The 15,050-nt window shown below is 71.1% G+C and carries 16 protein-coding genes; 8 read left to right on the forward strand and 8 right to left on the reverse strand.

Translation table 11 applies throughout. The annotated features are described in order from the left end of the window. Nucleotides 1-203 precede the first annotated feature (203 nt). From BKK80_RS02390 to BKK80_RS02400, 3 genes are read left to right on the forward strand one after another with little or no spacing between them, the layout of a single operon-like run. A complete protein-coding gene (locus BKK80_RS02390) occupies nucleotides 204-1,109 on the forward strand; it encodes a biotin--[acetyl-CoA-carboxylase] ligase (RefSeq protein ID WP_071010702.1) in 906 nt (301 codons plus the stop codon). Further along, nucleotides 1,106-1,978 carry a type III pantothenate kinase gene (locus tag BKK80_RS02395; RefSeq protein WP_071010703.1) on the forward strand — a complete coding sequence of 291 codons (873 nt, stop codon included), beginning with the start codon at nucleotides 1,106-1,108 and terminating at the stop codon, nucleotides 1,976-1,978. The genes BKK80_RS02390 and BKK80_RS02395 overlap by 4 nt, the downstream gene beginning before the upstream one ends. 48 nt (nucleotides 1,979-2,026) lie before the next feature. Next, nucleotides 2,027-2,854 (forward strand): hypothetical protein, encoded by an 828-nt coding sequence (locus tag BKK80_RS02400; RefSeq protein ID WP_071070639.1) that lies wholly within the window; start codon nucleotides 2,027-2,029, stop codon nucleotides 2,852-2,854. A 22-nt stretch (nucleotides 2,855-2,876) separates the two neighbouring features. On the opposite strand, the gene rfaE2 is transcribed toward BKK80_RS02400, so the two are convergent. The 7 genes from rfaE2 to BKK80_RS02435 form a co-directional block, all read right to left on the reverse strand. After that, complete coding sequence (gene rfaE2 / locus BKK80_RS02405) at nucleotides 2,877-3,371, reverse strand: D-glycero-beta-D-manno-heptose 1-phosphate adenylyltransferase (RefSeq protein ID WP_071015985.1); 495 nt, start codon at nucleotides 3,369-3,371, stop codon at nucleotides 2,877-2,879. Nucleotides 3,372-3,461: 90 nt separating this feature from the next. After that, nucleotides 3,462-4,307 (reverse strand): ferritin family protein, encoded by an 846-nt coding sequence (locus tag BKK80_RS02410; protein ID WP_071010705.1) that lies wholly within the window; start codon nucleotides 4,305-4,307, stop codon nucleotides 3,462-3,464. A gap of 189 nt (nucleotides 4,308-4,496) precedes the next feature. After that, the gene (locus BKK80_RS02415; protein ID WP_071010706.1) at nucleotides 4,497-5,741 is read right to left on the reverse strand and encodes a patatin-like phospholipase family protein; all 1,245 of its coding nucleotides are present in this window, start codon (nucleotides 5,739-5,741) and stop codon (nucleotides 4,497-4,499) included. Between the two features lie 5 nt (nucleotides 5,742-5,746). Beyond that, on the reverse strand, nucleotides 5,747-6,553 hold the full coding sequence (locus tag BKK80_RS02420) for a PhaM family polyhydroxyalkanoate granule multifunctional regulatory protein (RefSeq protein ID WP_071037610.1): 807 nt from the start codon (nucleotides 6,551-6,553) through the stop codon (nucleotides 5,747-5,749). Between the two features lie 69 nt (nucleotides 6,554-6,622). Continuing rightward, a complete protein-coding gene (locus tag BKK80_RS02425) occupies nucleotides 6,623-7,462 on the reverse strand; it encodes an enoyl-CoA hydratase/isomerase family protein (RefSeq protein WP_071010708.1) in 840 nt (279 codons plus the stop codon). A gap of 168 nt (nucleotides 7,463-7,630) precedes the next feature. Beyond that, nucleotides 7,631-8,611: a fumarylacetoacetate hydrolase family protein gene (locus tag BKK80_RS02430; RefSeq protein WP_071010709.1), complete on the reverse strand. Its 981-nt coding sequence runs from the start codon at nucleotides 8,609-8,611 to the stop codon at nucleotides 7,631-7,633. Between the two features lie 55 nt (nucleotides 8,612-8,666). Next, nucleotides 8,667-9,725: a Bug family tripartite tricarboxylate transporter substrate binding protein gene (locus tag BKK80_RS02435; protein ID WP_083383912.1), complete on the reverse strand. Its 1,059-nt coding sequence runs from the start codon at nucleotides 9,723-9,725 to the stop codon at nucleotides 8,667-8,669. Between the two features lie 247 nt (nucleotides 9,726-9,972). Here BKK80_RS02435 and BKK80_RS02440 point away from each other — a divergent pair, with 247 nt between their 5' ends. The 4 genes from BKK80_RS02440 to BKK80_RS02455 all read left to right on the forward strand — a co-directional run bounded on the left by BKK80_RS02440 (nucleotide 9,973) and on the right by BKK80_RS02455 (nucleotide 13,258). Next, nucleotides 9,973-10,806, forward strand: a complete 834-nt coding sequence (locus tag BKK80_RS02440; RefSeq protein WP_071068562.1) for an IclR family transcriptional regulator — start codon at nucleotides 9,973-9,975, stop codon at nucleotides 10,804-10,806. After that, nucleotides 10,766-11,875, forward strand: coding sequence for a DUF3108 domain-containing protein (locus BKK80_RS02445; RefSeq protein ID WP_335582956.1), 1,110 nt, complete (start codon nucleotides 10,766-10,768; stop codon nucleotides 11,873-11,875). Before BKK80_RS02440 ends, BKK80_RS02445 begins: the two co-directional genes overlap by 41 nt. Before the next feature lie 64 nt (nucleotides 11,876-11,939). Then, nucleotides 11,940-12,782 carry an alpha/beta fold hydrolase gene (locus tag BKK80_RS02450; protein ID WP_071010712.1) on the forward strand — a complete coding sequence of 281 codons (843 nt, stop codon included), beginning with the start codon at nucleotides 11,940-11,942 and terminating at the stop codon, nucleotides 12,780-12,782. A gap of 218 nt (nucleotides 12,783-13,000) precedes the next feature. Beyond that, nucleotides 13,001-13,258, forward strand: a complete 258-nt coding sequence (locus BKK80_RS02455) for a BTH_I0359 family protein (protein WP_071010713.1) — start codon at nucleotides 13,001-13,003, stop codon at nucleotides 13,256-13,258. Nucleotides 13,259-13,390: 132 nt separating this feature from the next. Here BKK80_RS02455 and BKK80_RS02460 read toward each other — a convergent pair whose 3' ends face one another. Continuing rightward, the gene (locus BKK80_RS02460) at nucleotides 13,391-13,783 is read right to left on the reverse strand and encodes a rhodanese-like domain-containing protein (protein ID WP_071010714.1); all 393 of its coding nucleotides are present in this window, start codon (nucleotides 13,781-13,783) and stop codon (nucleotides 13,391-13,393) included. Between the two features lie 149 nt (nucleotides 13,784-13,932). On the opposite strand from BKK80_RS02460, the gene BKK80_RS02465 reads away from it, so the two are divergent. Further along, nucleotides 13,933-15,030: a homocysteine S-methyltransferase family protein gene (locus tag BKK80_RS02465; protein WP_071010715.1), complete on the forward strand. Its 1,098-nt coding sequence runs from the start codon at nucleotides 13,933-13,935 to the stop codon at nucleotides 15,028-15,030. Nucleotides 15,031-15,050: the final 20 nt, after the last annotated feature.

Here is a 15,050-nt window from a genome sequence, read left to right on the forward strand (position 1 = left end):
CCGGCCAGGCTGCCGCGCTGCAGCAGGGCTACAATGCGGGCTGGATGGCACCCGCCAGGCCGCGAGCGGGCGCCGCGTCTGTCCGGTGGACCGTCGCGCCCGTCCGCGGCGCACGCTACCGGACCGCCCGACTGCCCGACTGCCCGACTGCTCGACTGCTCGACCGCCCGACCCCCCTGATCTCCCGACCGCACCTCCATCCCATGACAGCCCCCAGCCCGAACGATGCCGCGCCGCCCGCCAAGACAGCCACCGAGGCCGCCACGCTTGCCGCCTCCGGCGCCTGGCGCATCGATGCCGCCGCCCTGCGCGCCGCGCTCGATGCCGGCGCCGCGCGCGGCTGGGCCGTGGCGCTGGTCGAGGAGACCGGCTCGACCAACGCCGACCTGACCCAGGCCTGCCGCCAGGCCGCCTGGTCGGATACCGCGATGGTGCGCCTGGCCTATCGCCAGACCGCGGGTCGCGGCCGCCAGGGACGTCCGTGGCAGGGGCAGGCAGGCATGACTTTCTCGGTGGCGCTGCCCTTGCCGCTGGCGCCGGCCCGGTTGAGCGGGCTCAGCCTGGGCGTCGGCCTGGCGGTGGCCGAAGCGCTGGCGGACTGCGATGCCGGCCTGGGCGCCGCGGTCGGCCTCAAGTGGCCGAACGACCTGCAGATCGACGGCCGCAAGCTGGCCGGCATCCTGATCGAATCGGTGCCGTCGGGTCCGCAGCAACTGTGGGCGGTGATCGGCATCGGCCTCAACCTGGTGCGCGATGCCGCCATGGAGGCCGCGCTCGGGCGCCAGCTGTCGGGCGTCAGCGAGCGCATGGCGGCCTTCGATCCCGCGCGCGACCCGACCCGCCTGCTGGCTGCCATCCTCGGCCGGCTGGCGGAGATGCGCCAGGCCTTCGTCGCCCATGGCTTCGCGCCGCTGGCGCCGCGCTGGTCGGCGCGCGATGCCTACCGTGACCAGCCGGTGCGCCTGCTGCACGACGGCCGCGTGCTGTGCGAGGGCATCGCGCGCGGTGTCGACGGCGAAGGTCAGCTGCTGCTGGAGACCGCCACGGGGCTGGAACGCATCAACAGCGGCGAGCTGTCGCTGCGGCCGGCCGGAGGCGCGCAAGGATGAGCGTGCGGTCGTCCAACGCCACGGCGGCCGCGGGCCGGCCGCCGCGCCTGCTGATCGATGTCGGCAACACCCGCCTCAAGTGGGCCTGGAGTGTCGCCGGCGCCGGCACCTTGCCCACGCCCTGGCAGCAGGACGGCGCGGTCGCGCATGGCGAGACGGCGGCGCTGGCCGAGCTTGCCGGGCGCTGGCGCACGCTGGCAGGCGCCGGGCCGGCGCCGGAGGTATGGGCCAGCAATGTGGCCGGCCCGGCCATCGCCGGTGAGGTCGACGCCCTGGTGGATGCGGCTTTCGGGGCCGCGGCGAGTGTGCGCTGGGTGCGCGCCGAACCCCGCCACGACGGCCTGGTCAACGGCTACCGCGAGCCGGCGCGGCTCGGCGTCGACCGCTGGGTCGGCTGTATCGGTGCGCGCTGCTGGCAGCCCGATGGCACGCTGCTGATCGTGACCGCCGGCACCGCCACCACGCTCGACGTGGTCAGCGCCGCGCCGGCCAGCGTCGGCGCGGCGGCGCAGGCGGTGCGCGGGCGCTTCGAGGGCGGGCTGATCCTGCCGGGGCTGGAACTGATGTTGTCGTCGCTGGCGCGCAATACCGCGCAGCTGCCGGCGCTGGAGGTGAGCGAGGCCGAGTCGGCGCCGCCCTGGGCCGACAACACGCACGATGCCATCGCGGCGGGTTGCCTGGCCGCGCAGGCCGGCGCGGTCGAACGCACCTGGCGCGTGCTGCAGGCGCGCGGGCCCACGCGCTGCCTGCTGTCCGGCGGCGCGCGGCACGTGCTGGCGCGCGCGCTGTCGATGCCGTTCGAGATGCACGATAATCTGGTGCTGCTCGGCCTGCACACGATGGCGGGGCATCGTCCCGCGGCCCGCTGAGGCGCGCCGCGCCTGTCCGTCTTGTTCCACCGGGACCCCGATCGCGCCATGCCCTTCCGAGGCCTGCTCCCGACGCTGCTGATCCTGCTGTGCCTGCTCAACGCGCTGCTGCTGGCGGCGGCGCTCGGTGCCTTCGGCCGCGAGCCGCTGGCCGGCCGGCTGGAGAGCCCGCGCGAGCCGCAGCGGCTCGGCCAGCAGGTCCGCGCCGAGCGTTTCCTGCCGGCGGCATCCGAAGCGGTATCCGAAGCGGCATCGGCCGCGGCCGGCGAACCGGCGAGCGCGCCCGCGACCGCGCCGGCAGGCGCTTCAGGTCCGGTCGCGCCGGCGGCGGCCAACCCGGCTGCCCGGCCGGCCGCAGCGGCGCCCTTGGCCGCCTCTGCGATCCAGGCGGTGGCCGCACCGGCCCAGCCGCTTGCGGCGGGGCGTCCGCTGCCGTGCGTGGAGATCGGCGGCTTGAGCGGCGATGCCGCGCGCGAGCTGTCGCAGGCGCTGGCCGGTGCCGGCCGTGTCGAGGCCTTCGAGCGGCAGGAGCAGGTGCGCTGGTGGGTCCACCTGCCGTCGCAACCGAGCCGCGAGCAGGTGCAGCGCAAGCTGGGCGAACTGCGCCGGCGCAACGTTACCGATGTGTCGGTGGTGGCGGCGGGAACGCCGCAAACCTTCACGGTGTCGCTCGGGCTGTTCCGCGAGCGGGAACGCGCCGAGCATTATCTGGAAATCCTGCGTGGCCTCGGCGTACGGACGGCGGTGCTCAGCGACACGCCGCACCAGCTGACCCGGCAGTGGCTGCGCGTACGCGACGTGGATGCGGCGCAGCGCACGCGCCTGGAGGCGATCCGGCGCCGTTTCGGCGCCGCCGACCTGCAGGCCTGCGCCTGAGCGGGCGGCCCGGCGCGGCGGCTTACTGGCCCTGGCGGACCTTGGCCACCAGCTTGGTGGTGGAGCGGTCGTGCAGGAAGGGGATGGCAACCGCATGGCCGCCCCAGCTGCGTACCAGGCGGGTCTCTTCCAGCGTGTCGATGTCGTAGTCACCGCCCTTGACGTAGACGTCGGGGCGCACCAGGCGGATCAGTTCCACCGGCGTACGCTCGCGGAACATCGCCACCAGGTCGACCGAGGCCAGCGCGGCCAGCAGCGCCATGCGGTCGGATTCCTGGTTGAGCGGCCGGTCGTCGCCCTTGCCCAGCATGCGCACCGAGGCGTCGCTGTTGACGCCCACCACCAGGCTGGCGCCCAGTTCGCGGGCCTGCGCCAGATAGGTCGCGTGGCCGCGGTGCAGGATGTCGAAGACGCCATTGGTGAACACCAGCGGACGCGGCAGCGCGGCGATGGCCGCGGCCAGTGCCTGGGTGTCATCGGCGGGGACGAGCTTGGATTCGAAACGGGGTGCGGACATGGCGGAAGGCGGGAAGGCGTTGGCCCGGTGGAAGCCGGGCAAAACAAAGCCCCATCGCGGGATGGGGCTTGTCTGGCTGCCGGCGCGGGCTCAGGCCTGCGCGGGCTGCAGGCGCGCGTTCAGTTCCTTGCGGTAGCGGTTCAGGTCCTGCACGCTTTCGAAGGTGCGCTCCATCAGCAGCGACATATTGTGCAGGATGCGCTCGATCACCTTCTTCTCCCAGCCTTCGTCGAAGCGGATCTGCTCGTCGAGCCAGCGTTCGAGCCAGTCCGGGTCCGGCAGGCGCGACTGGATGGTGTCGTGCGGGAACAGGGACTTGTTGACGTGCAGGTTGGTCGGGTGCAGCGGCTTTTCTGTGCGGCGGGCCGAGGCCATCAGCACGCCGATCTTGGCGAAGGCCGAGCGCGCGCTGTCGCCGAACTGCGTCAGGTACTTCTTCATGTAGCGCAGGTAGGCGCCGCCGTGGCGGGCTTCGTCCTGCGACAGCGTGCGGTAGATATGCTTGATGACCGGTTCGGTGTGCCACTCGGCGGCACGGCGGTACCAGTGGTTCAGGCGGATCTCGCCGCAGAAGTGCAGCATCAGCGTTTCCAGCGGCGGGGCCGGATCGAACTCGAAGCGCACCGCGTGCAGCTCTTCCTCGGTCGGCACGAGGTCGGGGCGGAAGCGGCGCAGGTATTCCATCAGTACCAGCGAGTGCTTCTGTTCCTCGAAGAACCAGATGCTCATGAATGCCGAAAAGTCCGAATCGTGCCGGTTGTCGCGCAGGAACATCTCCGTGGCCGGGAGGGCGGACCACTCCGTGATGGCGTTCATGCGGATGGTCTTGGCCTGGTCTTCGGTCAACAGGCTGGCGTCGAAACTATCCCAGGGGATGTCCTTGTCCATGTGCCAACGCACCGATTCAAGCGATTTGAACAGTTCGGGGTAGAGCATGTTAAGCCTTTGAAATTACGGGCAGATTCTACCAGATGCGAATTATTCTCTATTCCCTTTTTTAGGTGGAAAGCGAGTGAATGCAACCGTTTTGATGGTTTTCTGCGAATTTTCCTGGCAATTGGGTCGACCCCGCCGCTTGCAGCGGGCAGCAGATGCCCAATCGGCGCCTGCCTTGGCGCTGGTGTCTCAGGCGAGCGCGGGCGCCGGCGGCTCCCGGTCCAGCTCGGCCTGCGGCCGGTGCGGCGTCGGGATCACGCCATACAGGAAGGCGGCCAGCTCGTCCTCTTGCGCCGCCGCATCACGCTCGCCCAGGGCCAGCAGCGCCTGAGTGAACTCGGGCTCGAACAGCAGGTAGCTGGCGAAGGCGGCGCCACGCGCCTCGGTGCCGCCGAGCGGTGTCAGCAGCGCACGCACCGTGCGCGGCAACCGCTCCACATGCTCGGCGGCGATGGCCTCGATCGGTTCGCTCGGCGAGACGGTCATCACTTCCACGGGGCGCCAGCCCTCGCTGTCGCTGGCCAGCTCCGGCATGCGCGCCAGCAGGCTGTTGATGTGCTGGAGCCGCTCCAGGTCGGCCGACAGGCCGTCGAGGAAGATGCTCGCCAGCGCCTGTCCGCCGACCTGCGCGAGCGAGGGATAGCCGCCGGCCGGCACGGTGTCGAACCAGCCCGGCCGCTGCCGCGAAGCCGCGCCGATGGCGAGGACGCGCGAGGCGCCCAGGTGGATGGCCGGCGACAGCGGCGACATCTGCCGCATGGTGCCGTCGCCGAACCACTCGTGGTGCCCTTCCAGCTCCAGCGGCATGGCCGGGAACAGGAAGGGGATGGAGGACGAGGCCAGCAGGTGGTCGACGCCGATGCGCGCCTCGACCGCCATGCGCTGGCTGCGCCGCCAGGGATGGATGCGGTGGTGCGACTGGTAGAAGGTGACGTGGCGGCCGGTGGTATAGGACAGCGCGGTCACGGCGAAGGCCTGCAGCGACCCGGCGTCGAGGCTGGCCTGGACCCGCTCGGTGTCGAACAGCTCGCCCAGCATGGCGCCCAGTGGCGCGTTGTCGAACAGGGCGCGCGGGGCGCGCTGCACGGCCCAGCCCAGCGCCAGCGCGGACAGCCAGCGGGCGCCCGACACGCCCACGCGCAGCACGTCGGTGCGGTAGACGTCATCGGCATGGATGCCATGCCACAGGGCGGCCAGCCGTTCGGCGGCCGCCTGGAAGTCGTGGGCATGGATGGCGAGCCCGGCACCGTTGATGGCGCCTGCCGAGGTGCCGCAGATGATCTCGAAAGGAATGCGCACATGGTCGAGCCCGTGGCGCCGGGCGATGCGCGCCAGTCCCCGCAGCACGCCGGCCTGGTAGGCGGCGCGCGCGCCGCCGCCCATCATCACCAGGGCCGTGAGGCGCGGCGCACCGTTGCGGCGGGGGCTGGCCATGCGTGTCAGGCCTTGCCTCCGGCCTTGCCGCCGGCAGGCTTGGCGGCGCTTTTCCTGGCGGCCGGGCGCTTGGCCGCCGGCTTGCGCGCGGCGGTGCCGCCGGTGGCCTTGGCGGCGGGCTTGGCCTTGCCGGTGTCGCCGGCGGCCTTGCCGGCCCCATCGTCCCCCTTGCCCGCCTCGCCCGCGCCGGATGCCGGCGCGGTCCCGAAGGCCGCCAGGTTGCCGAACGGCGCCAGGCTGGCGGCCGCGGCGCTGCTGGCGATCTGGTTGAACTGGTGCTGCAGCATGTCCCACCAGATGCCGGCGTTGGGCGGCGCCTCGCCGTGGGCGGCGCCGTTGCCCTGATGGGCGCCGGCCGCGCCGGGACGGGCGCCGGCTTCGCTGTCAGGCGCCGGGGCGTCGGGCTCGGGAGCGGGCTCCGGCCGGCTTGCGCTGCGGAAGACGGGCGCCTCGTCCCGGCTGGCGTGCTCGGGCGGTGCGGCGCTCGGCGCAGTGGCCGCGCGCGCTACGTTTTCCATGGCGTTCTGCATGGCTTCGGGCGACAGCGCGCTGCCGAAGGTCTGCAGCGCGACCAGTGTCGCGCGTTGCACTTCGAGGCCCTGGATGGTGGTGCGCAGCAGGTTGGTGTTGAGCTGCAGCCAGCTTTCCACGGCCTTCAGGTCGTGGATGCGTTTGTCGAGCTCGTCGAGGTCCATCGGCGGCGTCATGGCCTGCAGGCCGGGCATCAGGCCGCCGGGCAGGCCGCTGGCGTTGCCCCAGAGCTTGCGCAGGAACTCGAAGCCGTTGGTGAAATCGGGAATCTGTCCGAACATGCGCTAACCCTCCTGGTGGGGCGCGCAGCCCGCGCCGGGCTGCGGCCATCGTAGTGTCTCGTGTACCGCTTACCTGAAGCCGGGCGGCCGCTTTTCGCGCAGGCTCGCCATGCCTTCGTGCACATCCGGGCCGGCAAAGCCCATGAATTCCAGGGCCAGCGAGGTATCGAAGGCGGGGCCGGCCATGCGCAGCCAGTTGTTGAGCGCGTACTTGGTCCAGCGGATCGCGCTCTGCGATCCCGCCGCGAGCCGCCGCGCCACCTCGAAGGCGCGCTCGACCAGCTCCGACTCGTCCACCGCCAGCGATACCAGGCCGATCCGCTCGGCTTCCTCGCCGCTGACCGACTCGCACAGCATCAGATAGTACTTGGCCTTGGCCATTCCGCACAGCAGGGGCCACACGATGGCCGCATGGTCGCCCGCGGCCACGCCCAGGCGGGTGTGCCCGTCGACGATGCGCGCGTCCCTGGCCGCGATCGAGATGTCGGCCAGCAGGCCGGCCACCAGGCCGGCGCCGACGGCGGGGCCGTGCATGGCCGAGACCACCGGCTTGTCGCAGTTGATGACGTTGTAGACCAGGTCGCGCGCCTCGTGCCAGACGCGGGTGCGGGTATCGAAGTCGTTGGCCATGTCCTCGACCAGCGACAGGTCGCCGCCCGCCGAGAAGCCTTTGCCCTCGCCGCGGATCAGCGCGACGCGGATGTCCGGGTCGGCCGACACGTCGCGCCAGATCTCGGCCAGCTCGCGGTGCATATTGGCGTCGGCGGTGGCGAGCTTGCGGTTGGCCGATTGCGCCGCGCCCATCACGATCTCGAGGATGGGGCCGTGGCGGCGCAGGGTCAGCGCCTGGTAGCGGTCATAGCGGGGCGACAGCTGGCTGTCGGCGGAAGACGGGGCGGAAGCGGTCATGTCAGCGGGCCTGTGGTCGGGCTTGCGGAAAGCGTGAGGGGAGCCGGGCGGGGCCCGGGGCGTGGCGGTCGCGCACCCCTGGCGGGATTCATCGACCGAACGGTCGGTGAATTATAGGCAATCCCGCCATGTCGTGTCCCGCCCCGACCGGGGCCGCGCTGCCGGCACTCAGCCCTGCGCCACCGCCTGGTCGATCGCGCCGAAGATGGAAGCGCCCTCGGCATCGAACATCTCGATCTTGACCGCGTCGCCGAACTTCATGAAGTCGGTGACCGGCTTGCCGCCGTCGATGATCTCGAGCATGCGCTTTTCGGCGATGCAGCAATAGCCCTTGCTGCGGTCGACGTTGGAGATGGTGCCGGAACCGACGATGCTGCCGGCGCGCACATTGCGCGTCTTGCAGATATGTGCGATCAGCTGGCCGAAATCGAACACCATATCGGTGCCGCAGTCCGGCGCGCCCACCTTCTTGCTGTTCCACCACACCGTCATGGGCCGGTGCACCTTGCGCTCGCGCCAGGCCCCGCCCAGTTCGTCGGGCGTCACCGCCACCGGCGAGAAGGCGGTGGCGGGCTTGCTCTGGAAGAAGCCGAAGCCCTTGCCCAGTTCCGCGGGGATCAGGTTGCGCAGCGAAACGTCGTTGGCCAGCACCAGCAGGCGGATCGATTCGGCAGCCTGCTCGGGCGTGGCGCCCATGCGCACGTCGCCGGTGATGACCGCGACCTCGGCCTCGAAGTCGATGCCCCAGGCCTCGCTCGCACAGACGATGTCGTCCTCGGGGCCGAGGAAATCGTCGGAGCCGCCCTGGTACATCAGCGGGTCGGTCCAGAACTCGGGCGGCATCTCCGCGCCGCGCGCCTTGCGCACCAGCTCCACGTGGTTGACGTAGGCGGAGCCGTCGGCCCACTGGTAGGCGCGCGGCAGCGGCGCCATGCAGTGGGCCGGCTCGAAGGGGAAGGGATGGCGCGCGCGGCCGGCATTGAGGGCGTCGTACAGGTCCTGCAGCTGCGGCGCGTAGAACTGCCAGTCGTCGAGCGCGGTCTGCAGGCGGCTGGCGATGTCGGTGGCGTAGTGGGCAGTCTTCAGGTCGCGCGAGACGACGGCCAGCTGGCCGTCGCGGGACCCGTCCTTGAGGGTGGCAAGTTTCATGAGTGCAAGGCGAGGAGGATCGGATGGCGCCGGGACCGCGGTCCCGGCGCCTGGACTAGTCTACCGTGATGCCCTTGGCCTTGATCAGCTTGCCCCAGCGCTCGGCCTCGCTGCGCGCGTACTGGGCGAATTCCTCCGGCGTGCTCGACACCGGCTCCACGCCGATGCCCTCGAAGCGCTTCTGCACCTCGGGGCTCTTCAGCGCCTTGACCAGCTCGGCATTGAGCCGCGCCACCACCGGGCGCGGCGTGCCAGCCGGCACCACCACGCCCTGCCAGGCGTAGGCCTGGAAGTCGGCCGTGCCGGCCACGCCGCTTTCGGCGACGGTCGGCACATTGGGCAGCACGCCCAGGCGGCGCGGCGTGGCCACCGCCACCGGACGCAGCTTGCCGGCCAGCACGTTCTGCTGCCCCGAGGCGAGGTCGACGAACATCAGGTCGACCTGGCCGGCCATCAGGTCCTGCACCGCCGGGGCGGCGCCCTTGTACGGCACGTGGGTCATCTTCGTATGGGTCTGGTCCATGAACAGCTCCATGGCCAGGTGGTGCGGCGAGCCCGCACCGGGCGAGGCGAAGTTGACCTTGCCGGGATGCTGCTGCGCATAGGCCACGATGTCCTTGAGCGTGTGCGCGGGGAAGCCGGGCGAGGTCACCAGCACCAGCGGGAAGCGCGCCACCAGGCTGACGTGGGCGAAGTCCTTGTCGGCGCTGTAGGGCAGCTTTTTGTACAGCGACGGGTTGGCGGCCAGGGTGCCGGTGTCGGCGGTCAGCAGCGTGTAGCCGTCGGGCTTGCTGTGGGCGACGGCATCGGCGCCGACGATGGTGGCCGCGCCCGGGCGGTTGTCGACCACCACCGGCTGGCCCAGCGCCGGGCTGATGGCCTGGCCCAGCGCGCGTGCCACCACGTCGGTGCCGCCGCCGGCGGGGTAGGGCACGATCCAGCGCAGCGGCTGGCCGGGCCAGTTGTCGCCGGCGGCGCTGGCCGCGCCCGGCAGGCCCAGCGCGAGCGCGCCCAGGGCCAGCGCGGCCGGTGCGGCCAGGCGCCGCGACAGCAACGGAAGGGACAGCAAGGGAAGGAAAGCGGACAAAGGCCAGGGGTGGCGCGTGCGCGTCATCGGTTGTCTCCAGGGAGGGTTGGGGCATCGTCCGGTGCCGCCGCGTGGCGCGGCAGCCGGGAGCCGTTCTTGTGGTGGGAAAGTCTACCGGCGACTTAAAAATTGGTAAATCGGTTTCGCTATAGTAAATTCGATGTGGATGCCAAGCCGCTCTGCTCTGACGACCCGCCCCGGCCGGCCGGCGACCTGGCGCAGGCCGCACCCCGATGCGGCCGGCTCCTCTTCCTCTTCTGCTACTCTCGCGCGCATGAGTGAAATCGAAGACGACGACTCCAAGCTGCGTTCCGGCATCCAGTCCATCGAGGTCGGGTTCAAGCTGCTGCAGGCCCTGGCCTTGTCGCCGCGCGCCATGATGCTGCGCGACCTCGCCGCCGCCGCCGACATGAACCCCGCCAAGGCCCACCGCTACCTGGTCAGTTTCCAGCGCCTCGGCCTGGTGGCGCAGGATCCGGTCAGCGGGCGCTACGACCTCGGGCCCTTCGCCCTGCAGCTGGGGCTGGCCGGGCTGAACCGGCTCGACCCGGTCAAGAAGGCGCGCCCCATCCTGTCCCAGCTGCGCGATGACACCGACCTGACCGTCGGCATCGCGGTCTGGGGCAATCACGGGCCGACCATCGTGCACTGGGAGGAGTCCAGCCATCCGGTCACGGTCAGCCTGCGCCTGGGCGATGTGATGCCCATGCTCAACTCGGCCACCGGGCGCCTGTTCGGCGCCTTCCTGCCGAAACAACAGACGCTGCCGCTGGTCGAACGGGAACTGGCCGCGCGCGGGCAGGACGATATCCCCGACATGCCGCGCACGATGGCTGCCTACGAGGCGATCTGCAGCGAGGTGCGCGAGCACGGCGCGGCGCTGACCCGCGGTGGCGTGCTGCCGGGCATCAATGCCTTTTCGATGCCGGTGTTCGACGCCAACGGCCATGTCGCCATGGCCCTGATCGCGCTGGGCGCGCAAAGCGTGTTCGACGCCGACTGGGGCGGGGCGGTCGATCGCCGCATGCGCGCGATCGCCAGCCAGCTTTCCTCGGAACTTGGCTACCTTGGCGCAGACGCCCGGGCCGGGCAAGACGGCCACTCCTGACGGTTTCCCCCGGCGCCGGCTGCGCTGGGTGGCGGTGCTCGTGCTGGTGCTGGCCGCGCACGCGCTGGTGCTGCTCGGCCTGGTCCACATACCAGGGCCGCTGGTTCCATTGCCCGCGACCGACGTGCCGGCACTCGAGGCCATCCTGCTGCCGCCGCCCGCGCCGCCGCAGCCGCCGCAGCCCCAGCAGCAGCCCGCGCGGCCTGCCCCCCGGCCCGCGCCCAGGCCGGCGCCGCGTCCGGCACCGGTGCCGCGCCAGGCGCCCGAGGCGGCGCCCGCGCCGCCCGTGGCCACGGTGCCCGCGGGTGAGACCGAGACGGCCAGCGCCGGGGGCACCAGCGGCACCGCGCCGGCCGCTACCGAGGCCGCCGAGCCCACCCCCCCGGCACCGCCGGCGCCAGCGCCGGCCCCTGCGGTGCACTACGTCGTGCCGCCCCCGGTCACGCTGCACTACGCCAGCTATGTCAATGGCGTGCGCAACCCGGACGGCCTGATCCGCTGGCAGCAGGACGGCGGCCGCTACCAGCTCGCGGTGGAGACGCGCGTGCTGTGGTTCCGTTTCGCTTTCCACAGCGCCGGGGCGCTGGGGCCGGCCGGACTGGTGCCGCAGCGCTACGAGGAGAGCCGGCGCGGCCGTGTGGAAACCGCGCAGTTCGACCCCGCCGCCGGCACCGTGACCTTCGTCCCCGGCAATCGGCAGGTGCCGCTGCCGGCCGGTGCGCAGGACCGCTTCAGCGTGTTCCTGCAGATGGTCGGCCTGGTGCGAGGCAATCCCCGGCGCTATGCCGTGCCGGGCGTCACCGAGCGCTTCCAGGTGGCGGATACCCGCGACATCGAGCCGATGCAGGTACAGTATGTGGGCGAGGAGGAAGTCGAAACCGGCCAGGGTTTCCTGCGCGCCAAGCACTTCGTGCGCCTGCCGCGCCGGGCCGACGACCGCCGCCGCGTCGAGATCTGGCTGGCCGAGCCGCTCGGCTGGATGCCGGTCCAGCTGCGCCAGACCGAGCCGGACGGCACACAGATCGACCTGATCTACCGCGGCAGCGAGGCTGCCGCCGGCGGCGCCTGAGTCCGCAGCGCGTTTTCCGGCGCCGCCCGTCCGCCGTGATTCATCGATGCCAAGGAGGTTTGCCATGAGCGCCGAATCCACTGTCCAGCCGCTGCGCCGCGTGCCGGTCGACGACATCGAGTTGCAGGTCCGCGTCGATGGCAGCGACGGTCCCTGGGTCGTGATGGTCCATGCCCTGGGCGCCAACCATACCTTGTGGGACGCTGCCGCCCGCCACCTGGCGCCGCGTTATCGCGTGGCGCGCCTCGACCTGCGCGGCCACGGCGGCAGCAGCGCGCCGATCGGCGCCTATTCGATGCTGCGTCTTGCCGATGATGTCGCCGCCGCGATGGATGCCCTCCAGATCCCGCAGGCGCACTACGTCGGCATTTCCCTGGGCGGCATGATCGGCCAGGTGATGGGGGTGCGCCATCCGGAGCGCCTGCTCTCGCTGACGCTGGCCGACACGGTCGACCGCACGCCGCTGGAGGCACACCCGATGTGGCACGAGCGCATCGGCCAGGCCGAGGCGCATGGCATGGCGGGCCTGGTCGAGGCGACGCTGGCGCGCTGGCTGACGCCGGAGTTCCGCGCCGCGCAGCCCGAGGAGAGCGAGCGCATCCGGGCCATGATCCTGGACACGCCGGTGCACGGCTACGTCGGCGCCGCGCTGGCCATCCTGGCCTTCGACATGGCGAGCGCCATCCATCGCATCCAATGTCCGGCGCTGGTGGTGGTGGGTGACCAGGATGCCGGTTCGCCGCTGCCTGGCGCGCGGGCCATGGCCGCGGCGATTCCCGGCGCCCGGCTCGAAGTGCTGCCGCAGGCCGCGCACTTGGCGCCGATCGAGCGCGCCGAGCGCTTTCATGCGCTGCTGGACGCATTTCTCGGCCATTCCGCCTGCGGCGCGCAATGCGACATTCCGTGACCCGGCGCGCGTTTCGAGGCGGCATTCAAGAACTTGCACGCGGCGCCGTTGCCCAATGCATGAGGGATGCGATGGAACGATCGCGAGGGCGCCGGCCCCCTGGACTTGAATTGCCGGCGGGCATCCCCAGTTAGGAGAAGAAATCGCGGAAGGTAGCCAGGCTCGCGCTGGCGGCAGCAGTGAACCCCTTCCGCCCACAAGACGCCAGGAGGTATGCCATGCAAATGATCTACAACAGCGACAACTATTGTGTTGTCGAGTTTGGTGCGGACGTCGAGCATGCGCCTCTCGCCTCGGGCGGCTACGAGATCGTCGACAAGAACCTGAAACGCGAGATCTTTCTCGGCGGCTCTCTGGCCGAGCATTTCCGCGCCGACGTGAAACGTCTGATCGAGAGCGAGCCGTCGGTGGAAGAGGTGGACGATTTTCTCGCCAAGTTCGATACCGTGATGACCCATCCGCTGGTCATGCACTGATCCGGCATCGCGCAGCCGGGGACGCGGCCGCTGCCTGTCCCCGGGGAAGCAAAAAGCCCGCGGCCTGCCGCGGGCTTTTTGCTGGGCGACGCTGGCCCGGCTGTCTCGCCCCGCGCTGCCGGGGCATGCTGATCAGTACTGTTCCCAGGGCAGGCCGTCGTGGCGCCAGCCGTTGATCGTGTTGCGGTGGCGCTGGGTGTCGAGGTCGCCCTCGAAGCCGTGCAGCACGTTATAGACGCTGGCGAAGCCGGCGCCCTCCAGCGCGCGCGCCGCGGCCGTCGAGCGGTTGCCGCTGCGGCAGATCAGCAGCACCGGGCGGGCCGACACGTGGCCGGCCAGTTTCTTCACCGCCTGCACGAAATGCGGGTTGACCTCCCAGTCCGGGCCGTCGTTCCAGGGCACGTTGTGGGCGCCCGTGGGGTGGCCCACGAACAGGTATTCCATCTCGCTGCGGCAGTCGATGAACAGGGCGTCGGGGTTGCCCGCCAGCAGGGACTGGGCGTCCGCGGGGCTGAGGTGTTGCATGGTTTCCGGAATGATGTGCGCGACACATTGCAGTGTAGGCCCGCGACGCCCGCGCCGGCAACCGGCGCACCCGCGGCGGCGGCCCGCAAGGCCTTGACGGGACTGATAAAATCGACTCTTTCCGTCAGTCTTCCCGCCACGAGTCCCGCATGAGCGCCCCCTCTCCTTCCGCCGCCCGTCCCGCCGACCGTGCCGCCAGCACGCGCGCCTATACCCGGGCCGCCGACCTGCCCCGCCTGCTGCGCGAGCGCATCCTGATCCTGGACGGCGCCATGGGCACCATGATCCAGCGCTACAAGCTGGGCGAGGCCGAGTACCGCGGCGAGCGCTTCGCCGACCATGCGGTCGACGTCAAGGGCAACAACGAACTGCTGCTGCTGACGCGCCCGCAGGTGATCAGCGAGATCCACGAGCAATACCTGGCGGCGGGCGCCGACCTGATCGAGACCAATACCTTCGGCGCGACCCGGGTGGCGCAGGAAGACTACAAGATGGCCGAGCTGGCCTACGAGATGAACGTCGAGGCGGCACGCCTGGCGCGCGCGGCCTGCGACAAGTACAGCACGCCGGACAAGCCGCGCTTTGTCGCCGGTGCCTTCGGCCCGACGCCCAAGACCGCCAGCATCTCGCCCGACGTCAATGATCCGGGTGCGCGCAATGTCACTTTCGAGGAGCTGCGCGCGTCCTACTACGAACAGGGCAAGGCCCTGCTGGAGGGCGGCGCCGACGTGTTCCTGGTCGAGACCATTTTCGACACCCTGAACGCCAAGGCGGCGTTGTTCGCCATCGACCAGCTGTTCGAGGACAGCGGCGAGCGCGTGCCGGTGATGATCTCCGGCACGGTGACCGATGCCTCCGGCCGCATCCTGTCCGGCCAGACCGTGGAGGCATTCTGGAACAGCCTGCGCCACGCGCGGCCGATCACCTTCGGGCTGAACTGCGCGCTCGGCGCCACGCTGATGCGTCCCTATATCGCCGAGCTGGCCAAGGTGTGCGATACGGCCGTCTCGTGCTACCCGAACGCCGGCCTGCCCAACCCGATGAGCGACACCGGCTTCGACGAGACGCCCGACGTCACTTCGGCCCTGGTCGACGAGTTCGCCGCGTCCGGCCTGGTCAACCTGGTGGGCGGCTGCTGCGGCACCACGCCCGAGCACATCGCCGCCATCGCGCAGCGCGTGGCCGGCAGGGCGCCGCGCGCCTGGCCCGGCCAGTACCGCGACGCCGACCAGCGCGACGCCGCCTGAGCGTCGCTGCGACGCCCGTC

The organism is Cupriavidus malaysiensis (assembly GCF_001854325.1).
GTDB classification, from domain to species: domain Bacteria; phylum Pseudomonadota; class Gammaproteobacteria; order Burkholderiales; family Burkholderiaceae; genus Cupriavidus; species Cupriavidus malaysiensis.

Excerpts from the sequence above, each read along its gene's own strand:
- BKK80_RS02390 (WP_071010702.1), top strand. The coding sequence starts at position 204 with ATGACAGCCCCCAGCCCGAACGATGCCGCGCCGCCCGCCAAGACAGCC.
- BKK80_RS02395 (WP_071010703.1), top strand. The coding sequence starts at position 1,106 with ATGAGCGTGCGGTCGTCCAACGCCACGGCGGCCGCGGGCCGGCCGCCG.
- BKK80_RS02400 (WP_071070639.1), top strand. The coding sequence starts at position 2,027 with ATGCCCTTCCGAGGCCTGCTCCCGACGCTGCTGATCCTGCTGTGCCTG.
- rfaE2 (WP_071015985.1), bottom strand. The coding sequence starts at position 3,371 with ATGTCCGCACCCCGTTTCGAATCCAAGCTCGTCCCCGCCGATGACACC.
- BKK80_RS02410 (WP_071010705.1), bottom strand. The coding sequence starts at position 4,307 with ATGCTCTACCCCGAACTGTTCAAATCGCTTGAATCGGTGCGTTGGCAC.
- BKK80_RS02415 (WP_071010706.1), bottom strand. The coding sequence starts at position 5,741 with ATGGCCAGCCCCCGCCGCAACGGTGCGCCGCGCCTCACGGCCCTGGTG.
- BKK80_RS02420 (WP_071037610.1), bottom strand. The coding sequence starts at position 6,553 with ATGTTCGGACAGATTCCCGATTTCACCAACGGCTTCGAGTTCCTGCGC.
- BKK80_RS02425 (WP_071010708.1), bottom strand. The coding sequence starts at position 7,462 with ATGACCGCTTCCGCCCCGTCTTCCGCCGACAGCCAGCTGTCGCCCCGC.
- BKK80_RS02430 (WP_071010709.1), bottom strand. The coding sequence starts at position 8,611 with ATGAAACTTGCCACCCTCAAGGACGGGTCCCGCGACGGCCAGCTGGCC.
- BKK80_RS02435 (WP_083383912.1), bottom strand. The coding sequence starts at position 9,725 with ATGACGCGCACGCGCCACCCCTGGCCTTTGTCCGCTTTCCTTCCCTTG.
- BKK80_RS02440 (WP_071068562.1), top strand. The coding sequence starts at position 9,973 with ATGAGTGAAATCGAAGACGACGACTCCAAGCTGCGTTCCGGCATCCAG.
- BKK80_RS02450 (WP_071010712.1), top strand. The coding sequence starts at position 11,940 with ATGAGCGCCGAATCCACTGTCCAGCCGCTGCGCCGCGTGCCGGTCGAC.
- BKK80_RS02455 (WP_071010713.1), top strand. The coding sequence starts at position 13,001 with ATGCAAATGATCTACAACAGCGACAACTATTGTGTTGTCGAGTTTGGT.
- BKK80_RS02460 (WP_071010714.1), bottom strand. The coding sequence starts at position 13,783 with ATGCAACACCTCAGCCCCGCGGACGCCCAGTCCCTGCTGGCGGGCAAC.
- BKK80_RS02465 (WP_071010715.1), top strand. The coding sequence starts at position 13,933 with ATGAGCGCCCCCTCTCCTTCCGCCGCCCGTCCCGCCGACCGTGCCGCC.